Origin of the sequence: Luteimonas saliphila (assembly GCF_016774335.1) — a bacterium.
Lineage (GTDB): Bacteria > Pseudomonadota > Gammaproteobacteria > Xanthomonadales > Xanthomonadaceae > Luteimonas > Luteimonas saliphila.
The window spans coordinates 315,333-329,813 of record NZ_JAETWA010000045.1; the positions used below are offsets into that span (position 1 = coordinate 315,333).

Annotated in this window: 14 protein-coding genes; 8 read left to right on the forward strand and 6 right to left on the reverse strand. The window is 70.2% G+C overall.

All coding sequences use genetic code 11. The features are described 5' to 3' along the window. Positions 1 to 6: 6 nt before the first annotated feature. The 7 genes from hisD to hisIE are packed head-to-tail and all read left to right on the forward strand — an operon-like array spanning position 7 to position 6,242. Complete coding sequence (hisD, locus tag JMO03_RS16795) at positions 7 to 1,320, forward strand: histidinol dehydrogenase (RefSeq protein ID WP_202844939.1); 1,314 nt, start codon at positions 7 to 9, stop codon at positions 1,318 to 1,320. Beyond that, positions 1,317 to 2,435 (forward strand): histidinol-phosphate transaminase, encoded by a 1,119-nt coding sequence (gene hisC / locus JMO03_RS16800; protein ID WP_202844885.1) that lies wholly within the window; start codon positions 1,317 to 1,319, stop codon positions 2,433 to 2,435. The genes hisD and hisC overlap by 4 nt, the downstream gene beginning before the upstream one ends. Beyond that, on the forward strand, positions 2,435 to 3,511 hold the full coding sequence (gene hisB, locus JMO03_RS16805) for a bifunctional histidinol-phosphatase/imidazoleglycerol-phosphate dehydratase HisB (protein ID WP_202844886.1): 1,077 nt from the start codon (positions 2,435 to 2,437) through the stop codon (positions 3,509 to 3,511). Before hisC ends, hisB begins: the two co-directional genes overlap by 1 nt. After that, positions 3,508 to 4,110, forward strand: a complete 603-nt coding sequence (gene hisH, locus JMO03_RS16810) for an imidazole glycerol phosphate synthase subunit HisH (RefSeq protein ID WP_202844887.1) — start codon at positions 3,508 to 3,510, stop codon at positions 4,108 to 4,110. The genes hisB and hisH overlap by 4 nt, the downstream gene beginning before the upstream one ends. Continuing rightward, positions 4,107 to 4,859: a 1-(5-phosphoribosyl)-5-[(5-phosphoribosylamino)methylideneamino]imidazole-4-carboxamide isomerase gene (gene hisA, locus JMO03_RS16815; protein ID WP_202844888.1), complete on the forward strand. Its 753-nt coding sequence runs from the start codon at positions 4,107 to 4,109 to the stop codon at positions 4,857 to 4,859. The genes hisH and hisA overlap by 4 nt, the downstream gene beginning before the upstream one ends. Then, the gene (gene hisF / locus JMO03_RS16820) at positions 4,859 to 5,632 is read left to right on the forward strand and encodes an imidazole glycerol phosphate synthase subunit HisF (protein WP_202844889.1); all 774 of its coding nucleotides are present in this window, start codon (positions 4,859 to 4,861) and stop codon (positions 5,630 to 5,632) included. The genes hisA and hisF overlap by 1 nt, the downstream gene beginning before the upstream one ends. Then, entirely contained in the window at positions 5,625 to 6,242 is a 618-nt protein-coding gene (gene hisIE, locus JMO03_RS16825; protein ID WP_337926438.1) for a bifunctional phosphoribosyl-AMP cyclohydrolase/phosphoribosyl-ATP diphosphatase HisIE, read from the forward strand. Before hisF ends, hisIE begins: the two co-directional genes overlap by 8 nt. Before the next feature lie 185 nt (positions 6,243 to 6,427). Here the strand turns inward: hisIE and JMO03_RS16830 are convergent, their stop codons facing one another. Continuing rightward, the gene (locus tag JMO03_RS16830) at positions 6,428 to 8,242 is read right to left on the reverse strand and encodes a sensor domain-containing diguanylate cyclase (RefSeq protein ID WP_202844891.1); all 1,815 of its coding nucleotides are present in this window, start codon (positions 8,240 to 8,242) and stop codon (positions 6,428 to 6,430) included. 105 nt (positions 8,243 to 8,347) lie between these two features. Between JMO03_RS16830 and JMO03_RS16835 the strand changes: the two genes are divergently transcribed. Beyond that, entirely contained in the window at positions 8,348 to 9,922 is a 1,575-nt protein-coding gene (locus JMO03_RS16835; RefSeq protein WP_202844892.1) for a calcineurin-like phosphoesterase C-terminal domain-containing protein, read from the forward strand. A 25-nt stretch (positions 9,923 to 9,947) separates the two neighbouring features. Here the strand turns inward: JMO03_RS16835 and JMO03_RS16840 are convergent, their stop codons facing one another. From JMO03_RS16840 to JMO03_RS16860, 5 genes are all read right to left on the reverse strand, one after another. Then, positions 9,948 to 10,733: a C13 family peptidase gene (locus JMO03_RS16840; protein ID WP_202844893.1), complete on the reverse strand. Its 786-nt coding sequence runs from the start codon at positions 10,731 to 10,733 to the stop codon at positions 9,948 to 9,950. Positions 10,734 to 10,861: 128 nt separating this feature from the next. Beyond that, the gene (gene mtnC / locus JMO03_RS16845) at positions 10,862 to 11,581 is read right to left on the reverse strand and encodes an acireductone synthase (RefSeq protein WP_202844894.1); all 720 of its coding nucleotides are present in this window, start codon (positions 11,579 to 11,581) and stop codon (positions 10,862 to 10,864) included. A gap of 48 nt (positions 11,582 to 11,629) precedes the next feature. Further along, positions 11,630 to 12,187, reverse strand: a complete 558-nt coding sequence (locus JMO03_RS16850; protein ID WP_202844895.1) for a 1,2-dihydroxy-3-keto-5-methylthiopentene dioxygenase — start codon at positions 12,185 to 12,187, stop codon at positions 11,630 to 11,632. 107 nt (positions 12,188 to 12,294) lie between these two features. After that, a complete protein-coding gene (locus tag JMO03_RS16855) occupies positions 12,295 to 12,930 on the reverse strand; it encodes a methylthioribulose 1-phosphate dehydratase (protein WP_202844896.1) in 636 nt (211 codons plus the stop codon). Between the two features lie 180 nt (positions 12,931 to 13,110). Continuing rightward, a complete protein-coding gene (locus JMO03_RS16860; protein ID WP_202844897.1) occupies positions 13,111 to 14,472 on the reverse strand; it encodes a sodium-dependent transporter in 1,362 nt (453 codons plus the stop codon). Positions 14,473 to 14,481 lie beyond the last annotated feature (9 nt).

Sequence of the window (14,481 nt, forward strand, 5' to 3'; positions counted from 1 at the left end):
GAGCTCGTGCAGCGGCTGGACTGGCCGGCGCTCGATGTCGCGGCGCGGGAGGCTGCGCTGCAGCGGCCGGCGCAGTCGGTCGCCGGTCGTACGCGCGACACCGTTGCTGCGATCATCGGCGAAGTACGCCAGCGGGGCGACGAGGCGCTTCGCGAGATCAGTGCCCGCTTGGACGGGGTGGCGCCGGATGCCTTCGAAGTCGCCGAGTCGGAGTACGAAACCGCCGAGGCTTCGTTGTCGCCGACGCTCAGGGCCGCGATCGTGGATGCGGCGGAGCGGATCGAACGTTTCCACCGCGCCGGTATGGTCCAGCCGTATTCGGTCGAGACCGCGGCGGGGGTGGTCTGCGAGCGGATGGTGCGTGCGATCGCGCGGGTGGGCCTGTACGTGCCCGCCGGCAGCGCGCCGCTGCCGTCCACGGCCTTGATGCTGGGAATTCCCGCGCGCCTGGCCGGGTGCCGCGAACGCGTGCTATGCACGCCGCCGCGCCGCGACGGCAGCGCCGATCCCGCGGTGCTGTTCGCCGCACGCCTGACCGGCGTGCACCGCGTGTTCAAGCTCGGCGGCGCGCAGGCGATCGCGGCGATGGCGTTCGGCACAGCCAGCGTGCCGCGCTGCGCCAAGCTGTTCGGTCCCGGCAACAGCTACGTCACCGAGGCCAAGCAGCAGGTGGCGCAGGGCGGGGTGGCCGCGATCGACATGCCGGCCGGGCCTTCGGAGGTGCTGGTGATCGCCGACGCGGGTGCGGATGCGGCCTTCGTCGCCGCCGACCTGCTGTCGCAGGCCGAACATGGTCCCGACTCGCAGGTGCTGCTGCTCAGCGACAGCGAAGCGCTGCTCGATGCGGTGCAGGGCGAGGTGGCCATCCAACTGGCGACGCTGCCGCGCGCGGACATTGCCCGGCAGGCGCTGGCGGGCTCGCGGCTGGTGCGGGTCGCGGCACTCGAGGACGCGTTCGACATCAGCAATGCGTACGCACCCGAACACCTGATCCTGGCGCTTCGCGAGCCGCGTGCCTGGCTCGACCGTGTCGATGCAGCGGGTTCCGTCTTCCTTGGCGACTTCACGCCCGAGGCGCTGGGCGATTACTGCAGCGGCACCAACCACGTGCTGCCTACCAATGGCGCGGCGCGTGCCTGCAGCGGCGTGTCCGTGGCGAGCTTCCAGAACTTCGTGAGCGTGCAGGCCGCGAGCGCGTCGGGCATCGCCGGCATCGGCGCCTGCGCGGTGACCCTGGCCGAGGCCGAGGGACTCGAAGCGCATGCCAACGCGGTGCGCCTGCGCATGGGCCGCGTGGGATCCGCCCAGGAGGCCGCGTGAACGCCGTGACCGACCTGCTGCGAGAGGATCTGCGCGGCTTCGCCGGCTACAGCTCGGCGCGCAGCGAGGCGCTGAGCGGAGAGGTCTGGCTCAACGCCAACGAATCGGCCTGGCCCAACCCGGCCGATGGCGATGGCGCCTGCCGACGCTACCCGGATCCGCAGCCGGCCGCGTTGCGCGACGCGCTGGCGGCCCTGTACGGCGTCGCGCCCGAGCGCCTGCTGATCGGGCGGGGCAGCGACGAGGCGATCGACTTGCTGGTGCGCGCCACCTGCGTGCCCGGTCGCGATGGCGTGCTGGTGACCTCGCCGGTGTTCGGCATGTATGCCGTCAGCGCGCGGCTGCAGGGCGCGGTGTTGATCGACGTGCCGTTGCTGGACGACCCGCAGGCGGGCCTGGTGCCCGATTTCGAGGCGATCGGCGACGTGGCCGCGGTGCGTGGCGCGAAGCTGGTGTTCCTGTGCTCGCCGTCCAACCCGGGTGGTGGTGCGATCGCCCTCGGCGATATTGCCGCGCTCGCACGGCGGCTGGCGGGCCGCGCCCTGGTCGTGGTCGACGAAGCGTACGCCGAGTTCGGGGAGTCGCAGTCCGCCACCACCCTGCTGGACGCGCTTCCCAACCTGGTCGTGCTGCGCACGCTGTCCAAGGCCCATGCCCTGGCGGCCGCGCGGATCGGCGTGGCGATCGCCGACCCGGGCCTGGTCGCCGCGCTGCGCCGCTGCCAGGCGCCCTATCCGGTGCCGTCCCCGTGCGCCGCGCTCGCGGTCGCCGGTCTCTCGCCCGAGGCCCGCGCGGCCACGGCGCAGCGTGTTGGCAATGTGCGCCGCGAACGTGTACGGCTGCGGCAGTCCCTGCAGGCGCTCGCGGGCGTGCTGCGCGTGTATCCCTCGCAGGCCAACTTCCTGCTGGTGCGGTTCCGGGACGCCGAAGCGGCCTTCCACGCCCTGCTGGCGGCGGGCATCGTGGTGCGCGACCAGCGGGCCGCGCGCGGCCTCGGCGACGCGCTGCGGATCACCATCGGCACGCCGGAACAGAACGATCGCGTACTCGCGGTGCTGTCGGCGCTGGAACCCGCGACCGCCCGGATCGCGGCCAACGGGCGGGGAGCCGCCTGATGGCCACGAAGATCCTGTTCGTCGACCGCGACGGCACCCTGATCGAGGAACCCGAAGACTTCCAGATCGACGCCTTCGAGAAGCTGAGATTCGTGAGGGACGTGATCCCGGCGATGCTGCGGCTGCGCGACGCCGGCTTCGAGTTCGTGATCGTCAGCAACCAGGATGGACTGGGCAGCGAGGCCTATCCGCGTGCGGCCTTCGACGGCCCGAACGACCTGATGCTGCAGGTGTTCGAAAGCCAGGGCATCGTGTTCCGCGAGGTGCTGGTGGACGGCACCTGGCCGGCCGACAACGCGCCCACGCGCAAGCCGGGGCTGGGGCTGGTGCAACACTACCTGCGCGATCGCGGCATCGACCTCGACCGTTCGGCGATGGTCGGCGACCGCGAGACCGACCTGCAGTTCGCGCGCAACCTCGGCATCCGCGGCTTCCAGCTGCGCACCGCGCAGTTCGGCGGCGAGTGGGACTGGGCCGGCATCGCGCACGAGCTGGCCGACGCGCCGCGTCGCGCGGTGGTGCAGCGGAACACGAAGGAGACGCGGATCCGCGTCGAACTCGACCTCGACCGCGCCGCGGAGGCGAGGGTCACCACCGGGCTGCCGTTCTTCGACCACATGCTCGACCAGATCGGCAAGCACGGCGGCTTCGCGCTGGACGTGTCCGCCGAGGGCGACCTGCACATCGACGAGCACCACACCATCGAGGACACCGGCATCGCCCTGGGCCAGGCCTTGCGCGAGGCGCTGGGCGACAAGCGCGGGATCGCGCGCTACGGCTTCACCCTGCCGATGGACGAGACCCTCGCGAGTGCCGCGCTGGATTTCGGCGGCCGACCGTACCTGGTGTTCGAAGGCAGCTTCCGGCGCGAGCGCGTCGGCGACATGCCGACCGAACTGGTGGAACATTTCTTCCGTTCGGTCTGCGATGCCGCCGCGCTCAACCTCAACCTCAAGGTGGACGGCGAGAACGACCACCACAAGATCGAAGCCTGCTTCAAGGCGTTCGCGCGGGCATTGCGCATGGCGATCCGGCGCGAGGGCGTCGAGCTGCCCAGCACCAAGGGGACGCTGTGATCCGGTTGGCCCTGGTCGACGCCGGCGGCGCGAACATCGGTTCGGTACGGTACGCGCTGGAGCGGCTCAACGTCGAGGCCACGCTGACGTCGGATGCGGAAGCGATCCGCAACGCCGACCGCGTGATCCTGCCCGGCGTCAGCACAGCTGCCACGGTGATGCGGCGCCTGCGTGAGCTCGACCTGATCGAAACTCTGCGCGCGTTGCGCCAGCCGCTGCTCGGCGTCTGCGTCGGAATGCAGTTGCTGTTCGAGCATTCCGAGGAGGACGACACGCCCTGCCTCGGCATCTTGGGCGGACGGGTGCGCCGGCTGCAGACCGCGCCAGGCATTCGCGTCCCGCACATGGGCTGGAATCGTCTGCAGCCGCGACGCGACGATCCTCTACTGGCCGACTTCGCCGAGGGCGAGTTCGCCTATTTCGTGCACGGCTACGCCGCACCGGTCACTGCCGAATGCGTCGCCTCCACCACACACGGCGTCGAGTTCGCCGCGGTGGTCCGTCGCGGCAACGTCATGGGCGCGCAGTTCCACCCCGAACGCTCGGCCGCCGCCGGGGCACGGCTGCTGCGCAACTTCCTGTCGATGGAGCCCGCATGAGCGCCACCTTCACCCTGTATCCGGCGATCGACGTGCGCAACGGCCGCGTGGTGCGGCTCGCGCAGGGCGACTATGCCCAGGAAACCCGGTACGGCGACGATCCGCTGGCGCTGGCCCGGGCCTACGCGGAGCAGGGGGCGCAGTGGCTGCACCTGGTCGACCTGGATGCCGCGCGCGCCGGTGGCTATACCCTGCTGCAGCTGGTGCGCGACATCACGTCCTCGACCGGGTTGCAGGTGCAGACGGGTGGCGGCGTGCGTTCGCGCGACGACGTGCAGCGCATCCTCGACGCCGGCGCCGCGCGCGTGGTGATCGGTTCGCTCGCGGTCCGCGAGGCCGACCATGTCTGCGACTGGCTCGACGCGCTGGGCAGCGAACGCCTGACGATCGCCCTGGACACGCGCCAGGACCGCGAAGGCATCTGGCGCCTGCCGGTGCACGGCTGGACCGAAACCGCCGCAGGCACCCTGCAGGAGATGGCGCAGCGCTACGCTGCGCGTGGCCTGCGTCATCTGCTGTGCACCGACATCACCCGCGACGGGATGATGACCGGGCCGAACCTGATGCTCTATCGCCTGCTGGCCGAGGCGGTGCCCGGCCTCGCCCTGCAGGCCTCCGGCGGCGTGCGCGACCTCGACGACGTGCTGCAGTCGCGCGCGCAGGGCTGCGCCGGCGTGGTGCTCGGTCGCTCGCTGCTGGAAGGCAGGTTGCAGCTGCCGCAGGCGCTGGCCGCCGCGGAAGCGCGCTGATGCTCGCGCGCCGCATCATTCCCTGCCTGGACGTGCGAGACGGGCGCGTGGTCAAGGGCGTGCGTTTCCGCGACCACGTCGACATGGGCGACATCGTCGAACTGGCCCTGCGCTACCGCGACGAGGGCGCGGACGAGCTGGTGTTCTACGACATCAGCGCCACGCCGCAGCAGCGCTCGGTGGACCGCGGCTGGGTGGAACGCGTTTCGGCGCGGATCGACATCCCGTTCTGCGTGGCCGGTGGCATCCGCGACGTCGAAACCGCGCGCGCGGTGCTGCACGCCGGCGCCGACAAGATCTCGATCAACTCGCCGGCGCTGGAACGGCCGGCGCTGATCTCCGAGCTGGCCGAAGCCTTCGGCGTGCAGTGCGTGGTCGTCGGCATCGACTCGATCCGCGAGCCGGACGGCGAGTGGCGGGTGCGCACCCATACCGGCGATCCGGACCGCATGCGGGCGCCATCGGTCCGTACACTGGACTGGGTGGTCGAGGCGCAGCGCCTGGGGGCCGGCGAGATCGTGCTCAACTGCATGGACAGCGACGGCGTGCGCAGGGGCTACGATCTCGGGCAATTGCGCGTCGTGCGCGAGCTGTGCACGGTGCCGCTGGTCGCCTCCGGCGGCGCAGGGGAGCCCGCGCACTTCGAGGCGGTGTTCCGCGAGGCCGATGTCGACGGCGCGCTCGCCGCAAGCGTGTTCCATGGCGGCACGATCCGCATCCCGGAGCTCAAACGACTGCTGCGCGCGCGCGGCGTGGAGGTGCGCAGTGACTGAGGCAGGCGCGACCGGGGCCACGCTGGAGAGCCTCGACTGGGACAAAGGCGGTGGCCTGGTGCCGGCGATCGTCCAGGACGCGCGCACCTTGCGCGTGCTGATGCTCGGCTACATGGATCGCGCCGCGTTGGAGGCGACGCTGTCGTTGCGGCGGGTGACATTCTTCAGCCGCAGCAAGGGCCGGTTATGGACCAAGGGCGAGTCGTCGGGGCATGTGCTGGACCTGGTTTCAGTCGACGTGGACTGCGACGGCGACACGCTGCTGGTGCTCGCCCATCCGCAGGGGCCGACGTGCCACCTGCAGCGCGAGAGCTGCTTCGCGTCGGCGCCGGGTTCGACGCTGGCCGAGTTGTCCGCCCTGGTCGAACGGCGTGCGGCGGAGCGGCCGGAAGGCAGCTACACCACGAAGCTGTTCGAGGCTGGCGTGCGCCGGATGGCGCAGAAGGTGGGCGAAGAGGGCGTGGAGACCGCGCTCGCCGCGGTCGCCGAGGACGACGACGCGGTGCTGGGCGAGGGCGCCGATCTGCTGTTCCACCTGCTGGTGTTGCTGCGCGCCCGGGGCCTCGGACTTGCGGACGTGGAGGCGAAACTCGCGACGCGGCGCCGCTGAGGTGGTAGCAGGGGCTTCGCGCCTCCGTCGTGCCGGAGGCGGCAGGAGGTCGGACCCGGGATCCCGAACAGGCGAGGGATTCTCCCGGTAATGGCGCCAGCTCGAGATCCCTCGCTGCGCTCGGGATGACAAGGCGCCGTGCCCGAAACGACAAGGCGACGTACGCCGCGCGCGGCGACAGCCTGCTAGGCCGCGGTGATCGAAGTGCGCACGCAGTCGCGGCCGTTGGCCTTGGCCGCGTACAGCGCCTTGTCGGCGGTATCCAAGGCGTCGTCGATGTCGTCGGAGGCTTCCGGGGCGATCGTATGCACTCCGATGCTGGCGGAGATCTGCAACCGCGTGCCCTGCGACTCCCAGTGCTCGGCGACCAGCGCCTGTCGCACTTCTTCGGCCACCGCCACCGCGGCGCGCAGGTCGTGGTCGGGAAGCACCACCACGAATTCCTCGCCACCGAAGCGCGCCAGCAGCGCCTCGTGCGGGCGCAGGGCACGCCCGATCCGGCGCGCCGCCCAGCGCAGGCAGTCGTCGCCCACCAGGTGCCCATGGCGGTCGTTGATCGACTTGAAATGGTCGAGATCGACCATCAGCAGCGACAGCGGCCGCCGCGAGTCGCGGCATTCCGCCAGCAGACGATCGAAGCCCTCGTGGAAGTAGCTGCGGTTGTACAGGCCGGTGAGCGCGTCGCGGCGGCTGGAATCCTGCAGCTTCATGTGCGCGTCCTCGAGCTGTGACAGCGCCTGCTGCAGCTCCTGGGTGCGCAGGGCCACGTTGCGCTCCAGCTCGCGGTTGGCCTCGTTGGTGATGCGCTGGTTCTCGTTGCGCAGTTGCGCATAGCGGTAGCCCAGCGCGATCGAGAGCAGCAGCATCTCCAGCGCCGAGCCGATCTGCACGCCGTACTCGGTGGCGAAGTTCTTGGGCAGGGCGCCGAAGGCGAGCAGGGTGAAGATGGCGGTGCCGAGCAGGAACATCGACCAGGCCAGCAGCAGCAGCCGCGCGGGCGTGTAGCCGCGACGCAGCACGTGGATGGTGGCGAGCACGATCCAGATCACGCCCACCAGCACCGCACGCGAGGCGATCGGCGTGGAGATGCGGTACGGCAGCCAGATCGAGGCGAGGCCGAAGACCAGGAAGAACACGATCAGCGCGATCGTGCCCGCGTTGAGTCTTGGCGCCCGCTGCGGAAGCTCGAGGAAGGTGCGCGCGAATTGCAGCATCGCCACCAGCGCCAGGCAGATCGAGATCGGCACCATGTGGTCCGCCATCCACGGCGAATCCGGCCACAGGTACTCGAAACCCAGCCCGTTGAGCGTGAACAGCACCAGCCCGAACGCGGTGATGTGGCACAGGTACCAGAAGTAGCTGGCGTCGCGCAGCGAGAGCCACAGCACCAGGTTGTAGAAGAACAGCGCCAGCAGGATGCCGTAGTACAGGCCGATCGCCAGCTGCGCGTCGCGCGAAACCTCGGTGAACGCGGCCTGCGTGTACAGGTGCAGCGGCACCTGCATCGAGCTCTCGCTCTCGACACGGACCAGGAGCTGCACCGGCGTGTCGACCGGCAGGTCGACCAGGACGTTGGGATGCCGGTAGCGCACGCTGCGGGCCGAGAACGGCACGTGGTCGCCGCCGACATGCTGCACGACGCGGCCATCCGGGTAGCGCAGGAACATCTCGATCCGGTCGCTGAGCGGATACTCCTGCACCAACAGCCAGCGCTGCTCGCCGGCATTGCGGTTGACGATCGTGGCGTGGAACCAGAACGCGCCGCTCTGGAAGCCGAAGGCGTCCTTGCCGTCCGGCAGCGGCGCGAACTCGCCGTCGGCGACGCGGCGCCAGGCATTGGCGGGCTGGTCGGCGAGGCTGGCGTCGTGCCGGTAGGTGAGGTGCGGCGAAAGTCCGGCGTTGGTGGTGTCGGCGGCCAGCTCGAGGGCGGGGCCGGCCGCGACGGGCAGGCTCAGCACGAGGGCCAGCCACGCGAGGATGCAACGCAACGCCATCGTCATCGTCTGCCCCGGCCTGTCGCGGATTCCATCAGCGCGTTTCCGTCCATTGCTCCCGTCGGCAACAGGGGTAACGCCAATGCCCGCCATAATGGGACAAACCGGGCGATGTGGGGAGACACCGTGCGTCAAGGTCGAGGCACCTGCTTGCTGTCGCTGCTGCTGTTGCCGGTCATGGCGGCGAGCGCGTGGGCGTGCACCAGTGGCGCGGTGTTCGAGGACGGCAATCGCGACGGCCGCCGCCAGTCCGGCGAGCGCGGCCTGGCGGGCGTGCGCGTGTCGAACGGTCGGGAAATCGTTTCCAGCGATACCAGTGGCTTCTGGCGCCTGCCCGGGGGTGGCTCGATGCCGGTGTTCGTGATCAAGCCTGCCGGCTTTACCGTCACCAGCGCCGAGGGCGGGCTGCCCGCCTCCTGGCACGGACCAGGCGCCGCGTCCTGCGACTTCGCGCTGCAGCCGGCGGCACGTGGCGGCGAAGGACTGAAGGTGATCGTCTCCAGCGACCCCCAGGCCGGCACGGTGCGCGAGGTCGACTACTACGCCCGTGTGGTGGCGCGTGCGCTCGCGCCGCATCGCGACGCGGCGCTCGGGCTGACCCTGGGCGACATCGCCAACGACGATCTGGCGCTGTACGACGGGATCAACCGCGCCACCGCGTCGCTCGGCGTGCCCTGGGTGCATGTCGCCGGCAACCACGACCTGGACCCCGGCGCACGGGACGACCACGATTCGCTCGCCACGTTCCGGCGCGTGTTCGGTCCGGACACCTGGGCCTGGGAGGAGCACGAGGCGGTGTTCGTGATGCTGGACAACGTCGTCGCGATGCCGGGCGGCCGTCCCGCCTATGTCGGCGGCCTGCGCGAGGACCAGTTCGGTTTCCTCGAGCGCTACCTACAGCACATCGATCGCGAGCGCCTGCTGGTGATCGCGGCCCACATCCCCTGGTTCGACACCGCAGCGGTCGATCGTCCAGCCAGCGTGCGCGTGGCCGACCGCGAACGGCTGTTCGCCCTGCTGCGATCGTTCCCCAGGCTGCTGTTGCTGAGCGGTCACCGCCACGCCCAGCGGCAGTTCTTCCACGATGCACGCACGGGCTGGCAGGGCGATGCGCCGTTGCGCGAGTACAACGTCGGCGCGATGAGCGGGTCGTACTGGTCCGGCGTCGCCGACACCGATGGCATCCCGCTGTCGACCATGGCCGACGGCACGCCGCGCGGCTTCGCGACCTTGCGCATCGCGGACGACGGCGGCTACCGGCTGGCCTGGCATCCGACGACGCTCCCGGCGGACGATCCTTCGCGGACCGACGCGATGGCCCTGCATGCGCCGAAGCTGCTGCGGCATGGCGCCTATCCCGCCTGGGGGGTGTACGCCAACGTCTTCATGGGCCACGCCGGGACCCGGGTCGAGTACCGCGTCGACGAAGGCGAGTGGTCGCCGATGGCCTGGACGCAGGCGCCGGACCCGCGAGTGCTGGTCGAGAACGTCCGCGACGATCTCGCCGACACGCTGCGCAGCTTCGACCGTTCGCCCGAAGCGGAACCCTCGCCGCACCTGTGGCGTGGCGCGCTGCCGACCCGCCTCGCGCCCGGCCCGCACCGGGTGGAGGTGCGCGCCTTCGACGACCACGGCGGCGAGCACCGCGCCTCGATCGTCTACCGGCTGGTCGAGCTGTCGCCGTGAAGCCGCGGCTCCGGGCCTCGCGCCGCTAGAGCGGATGCGGATAGGCCAGCACGGGACCGCGCACCAGGCCCGCCTCCCAGGCGTGCAGGCGCGCGCGGATCTCCTCGCCGATCCAGATCTGCGGATACGACGATTCGTGTCCCTCCATCGTCTCGCGCCGCGACACCTGGCGGCGGGCGTAGTCGAACGCGTCGAGCAGGCCGCCGTCGCGGTTGAGGCCCTCGACCAGCAGCGCGCGCCCGAAGTAGGTGGCGCTGGTGCTGTCGCCGCAGCCGAAGGACGGCCGGTCGTGGCGCGCGGCGGTGACGACGAGGGTGTCGGGTGCGGCCAGCACGGGGATGAAGCCGCCGGAATAGCACGCCGAGACGATCAGCAGCCGGTGGCGGATGCCGGCGTCGTCGAGCGCGGCGCGCAGCTGCTGCGGCGACAGTGTGGTGTCGAACCGGTCGGCGAGGCTGACCGTCAGCTCGTGCCCGGGGCTGCCGTGGCTGGTGACGAAGAGCAGCAGCAGGTCCTCTTCCGGGTCCATCCTGGCGGCGATGCCCTGCAGCGCATGGCGCAGGTTGTCGAGCGTGGCCAGCGGGCGCGGCGCGGCCGCGAGGCTGTCGGGATGGTTGACCAGTGCGAGCGCGCGGCCGCCGGCGCCATAGCGCGCCGTGGCCAGCGTTTCGAAATAGGCGGCCTCGTTGCGGAACACGTCCTCGTTGCCGTCGCCGGCGAACGACAGTGCGAACAGGTCGACTCGCCCCGCCTGCTGCGCGGGCATCTGCGCAAGCCGGGCCTCGATCAGCGCACGATCGCGCAGGGCCACCGGATCGATGGCCTCGTCGGCGGCCGCCGTGGCATGGCCCGCGAGGCATGCGACTGCAAGGAGGCAGGCCAGAAAGCGCGGCGCCCGAAGCGGGCGCCGGGATCGCAGTGCCTCGGCCCCCACGCAACTCACGCGCCCGGCGTGACGCCGTCGAATCCGGTGGCGCGCGGATGGCCGCCGGTCCCGTCGCCGCTGCGCGGCTGCGGGTAGTCCGGGAGCCGGTCGATCAGGGTGGTGCGCATGCCCGCGTCGCGCGCGGCATCGAGTTCGGCGACCACGTCGGACAGGAACAGGATGTCCCCGGGCGCGACACCCAGCTCCCGCGCGATCCGTGCATAGCTCCCGGCCTCGCGCTTGCCGCCCACGCCCGTATCGAACCAGCCGCAGAACAGTCCGCTCAGGTCGCCGGCATCGGTATGCGCGAACAGCAGCTTCTGCGCCGGCACCGAGCCCGACGAATACACGGCCAGCGCATGCCCGTCGGCGTGCCAGCGTCGCAGCGCCGCTACCGCATCCGGATACACCGGCGCGGTGAAGTCGGCGCTCTCGTAACCCGCTGCCCAGACCATGCCCTGCAAGGCCTTGAGTGCGGTGTGCTTGCGGTCCTCGTCGATCCAGCCCTGCAGGGTCTCGACGATCATCGCGTCCTGGCACAGGCCACCGCCTTCGAGCGCGACCATGTCCAGCCAGCGACGGACCTCCGGATCCTGGCCGTGCTCGCGCACGAAGCGCGGAAGTTCGCGGCGCGCATACGGGAACAGCACGTCCTTGACGAACGAGATCGAGGACGTGGTGCCCTCGATGTCGGTCAGGATCAGCGGCGGGCGGGAGGTCGCGGGCGTCGTCATCGCCATAGCGTAGCGCGTTGCGTGCACGATCCGGCCCCGGCGGACGGGTCAGCCCGTCGTCGGCACGTCGTAGCGCGGGAACCTGCGCGCGATGTCGGTGCCGGTGAAATGGCCGATCCAGCCGTCGGGCTGCTGGAAGAAGCGGATCGCGACGAAGCGCGGCTCCGGGCCCATGTCGAACCAGTGGGTGGTGCCGTCGGGCACCGCGATCAGGTCGTCCTTCACGCATTCGATCTCGTAGACCTTCTCGCCCACGTGCAGGGTGAACAGGCCCGAGCCGTCGACGAAGAAGCGCACTTCGTCCTCGTTGTGGTAGTGCTCGTCGAGGAACTTGCCGCGCAGTTCTTCCTTCTTCGGGTTGTCCGGGACGATGCTGATCACGTCGACCGTGGTGAAGCCACGCTCGGCGGAGATGCGGTCGATGTCGGACTTGTAGGCGGCCAGCACCTGTTCCGGCGTGGCACCGGCCGTCACCGGCTGGCTGGCCTGCCAGCGTTCGAAGTGCACGCCGATCTTCGCCAGCTCGCGCGCGATCTCGTCGCCGTCGTGGCTGCTGAATTCCGGGGCGTCGGGCTGGTGTTCGGAGAAGATGCGGAGTCGGCTCATGGCGGCAGGCTCTCGGGACGACGGGGAGGCGATCAGGCTAGCAGCCGGGTCGGGAACAGGAAATGACGCGGGCGGAACGCCCGCGTTCCGTCGCGGCAACGCCGCCGTCAGTGGACGGTGGTGATCCGACGCAGGTCCAGCTCGCAGCCGAGCAGGAACTCGAAGGCATCCAGGTGCCTGCGCGCCTCGGCCATGTCGCGGCCCCAGGCGTACAGTCCATGCCCCTGGATCAGGTAGCCCCACAGCGGACCGCGGTCGAGCAGCGCCTCGACCTTCGCGGCCAGGGTCGGCATGTCCTGGCTGTTGGGCAGCACCGGCAGCTCGATCGCGGCCTCGTGGGTTTCGTTGCCGCGGAACGCCTTGAGCAGCTCGTAGCCCTCGAGCCGGACGCTGCGCGGGAAGATGCGCGAGGCGACCGTCTGGTTGTGCGAATGGGTGTGCAGGATGCAGCCGACGTCCGGGAAGCGCCGGTACAGCTGCGTGTGCAGCAGCGTCTCCGCGGAGGGCCGGTGGTCGCTGCCGACGGCGAAGCCATCGAAGTCGACCACCATGATGTCGTCCTCGGTCAGGCGCCCCTTGTCGCGGCCGGACACGGTGATCGCCGCATGCCGTTCGTCCAGCCGCGAGGAGAAGTTGCTGCTCGTGGCCGGCGTCCAGCCGAGCTGCGCGAGCTCGCGCACGTTCGCGATCAGTTCGCCCGCGAGCTCGTGCAGGCGCTGGGGGTCGTAGGGCAGGGCGCTCATGCGCGGAAGTCTAGCTTGAAAGCAGGGATTGGTGATTCGTGATTGGTGATTCGTGATTGGTGATTCGCACGAGCACGGCTTTCGCGCCGCCTGAAGAGGGTTCGGTCGGTACCAGCGATTGCCGGCATCGGCATGTCCGGATCGGCGGCGGCACCGATCACCAATCACCAATCACCGCTCCTACAGCACCGCCCGCACCAGCACGATCAGCACCAGCGCCGGCGCGACCACCCGCATCAGCCAGCGCCAAGTCGTGAACAGCACGGGCGGCATGTCGGACAGCTGCTCGCGCAGGATGGTGCGATTGAGCGCCCAGCCGGCGAACAGCGCGATCAGCAGTCCGCCCAGCGGCAGCATCAGGTCGTTGGCGATGAACTCGACGAAGGTCATGATGTCGCGGTCGAGGATGCGCACGCCGGACCACACGTTCAGCGACAGCACCGAGAGCAGGCCCAGCAGCCAGGAGAGGCCGGCGATGCCGAGCGCAGCGCGCTTGCGGCTGGCGACGCCGAACCGTTCCACCAGGAACGCGGTGGCCGGCTCCAGCAGCGAGATCGACGAGGTCCACGCGGCGACCGCGAGCAGGCCGAAGAACGCCAGCCCGTAGACGATCCCGAACGGCATCGACTCGAATGCCAGCGGCAGCGAAGTGAAGATCAGCCCCGGCCCGCCGCCGGCGGGATCGATCCCGAACGACAGCACGATCGGGAAGATCGCGAGCCCCGCCAGCAGCGCCACGCTGGTATCGGTGAGCGCCACCGCGATGCCGACGCGGCCGATCGACACGCCCTCGCGCGGCAGGTAGGCGCCGTAGGTCATCATCGTGCACATGCCCAGGCTCAGGGTGAAGAACGCCTGGCCCATCGCGCTGAGGAAGGTGCCGCCCGTGATCACCGACCAGTCGGGCTTGAACAGGAACGTCGCGGCCTGGCCCATGAAGCCGGTGGTCATGCCGTAGACCACCAGCATCAGCAGCAGCACGAACAGCGCCGGCATCAGGAACCGGACCGCGCGCTCCAGGCCCTTCTCCACGCCCAGCGCCACCACCGCCACGGTGAGCAGCATGAACAGCGCGTGCCAGAAGGTCAGCTCCAGCGGATCGGCGAGCAGCGCGGCGAACGTGGCACCGGGATCGGTGATGGCGGCGCCGCCGGCCAGCTGCTTCACGTACAGGAAGGCGTAATGCAGGGTCCAGCCGGCGACCACGCTGTAGAAGCTCAGGATCAGGATGCCGGCGACGATGCCGATCCAGCCGATCGCCACCCAATGGCGACTTACCCCGCTCTCGCGCGTCAGCTTGCGGAATGTATTGATCGGGCTGACCCGGCCGTGACGGCCGATCAGGATCTCGGCCATCAGGATCGGCAGGCCCACCAACAGGATGCAGCCCAGGTACACCAGCACGAAGGCGCCGCCGCCGTTGTCCGAGGTCATGTACGGGAAGCGCCAGATGTTGCCCAGGCCGACCGCCGAGCCGGTGGCGGCGAGGATGAACATCAGGCGTGAGGACCACATGCCGTGGATGGAAGTCGTCTTGTCCATGTGCGGATC

Excerpts from the sequence above, each read along its gene's own strand:
- mtnC (WP_202844894.1), bottom strand. The coding sequence starts at position 11,581 with ATGACGACGCCCGCGACCTCCCGCCCGCCGCTGATCCTGACCGACATC.
- JMO03_RS16830 (WP_202844891.1), bottom strand. The coding sequence starts at position 8,242 with ATGACGATGGCGTTGCGTTGCATCCTCGCGTGGCTGGCCCTCGTGCTG.
- JMO03_RS16855 (WP_202844896.1), bottom strand. The coding sequence starts at position 12,930 with ATGAGCGCCCTGCCCTACGACCCCCAGCGCCTGCACGAGCTCGCGGGC.
- hisF (WP_202844889.1), top strand. The coding sequence starts at position 4,859 with ATGCTCGCGCGCCGCATCATTCCCTGCCTGGACGTGCGAGACGGGCGC.
- JMO03_RS16835 (WP_202844892.1), top strand. The coding sequence starts at position 8,348 with ATGTGGGGAGACACCGTGCGTCAAGGTCGAGGCACCTGCTTGCTGTCG.
- hisA (WP_202844888.1), top strand. The coding sequence starts at position 4,107 with ATGAGCGCCACCTTCACCCTGTATCCGGCGATCGACGTGCGCAACGGC.
- JMO03_RS16850 (WP_202844895.1), bottom strand. The coding sequence starts at position 12,187 with ATGAGCCGACTCCGCATCTTCTCCGAACACCAGCCCGACGCCCCGGAA.
- hisB (WP_202844886.1), top strand. The coding sequence starts at position 2,435 with ATGGCCACGAAGATCCTGTTCGTCGACCGCGACGGCACCCTGATCGAG.
- JMO03_RS16860 (WP_202844897.1), bottom strand. The coding sequence starts at position 14,472 with ATGGACAAGACGACTTCCATCCACGGCATGTGGTCCTCACGCCTGATG.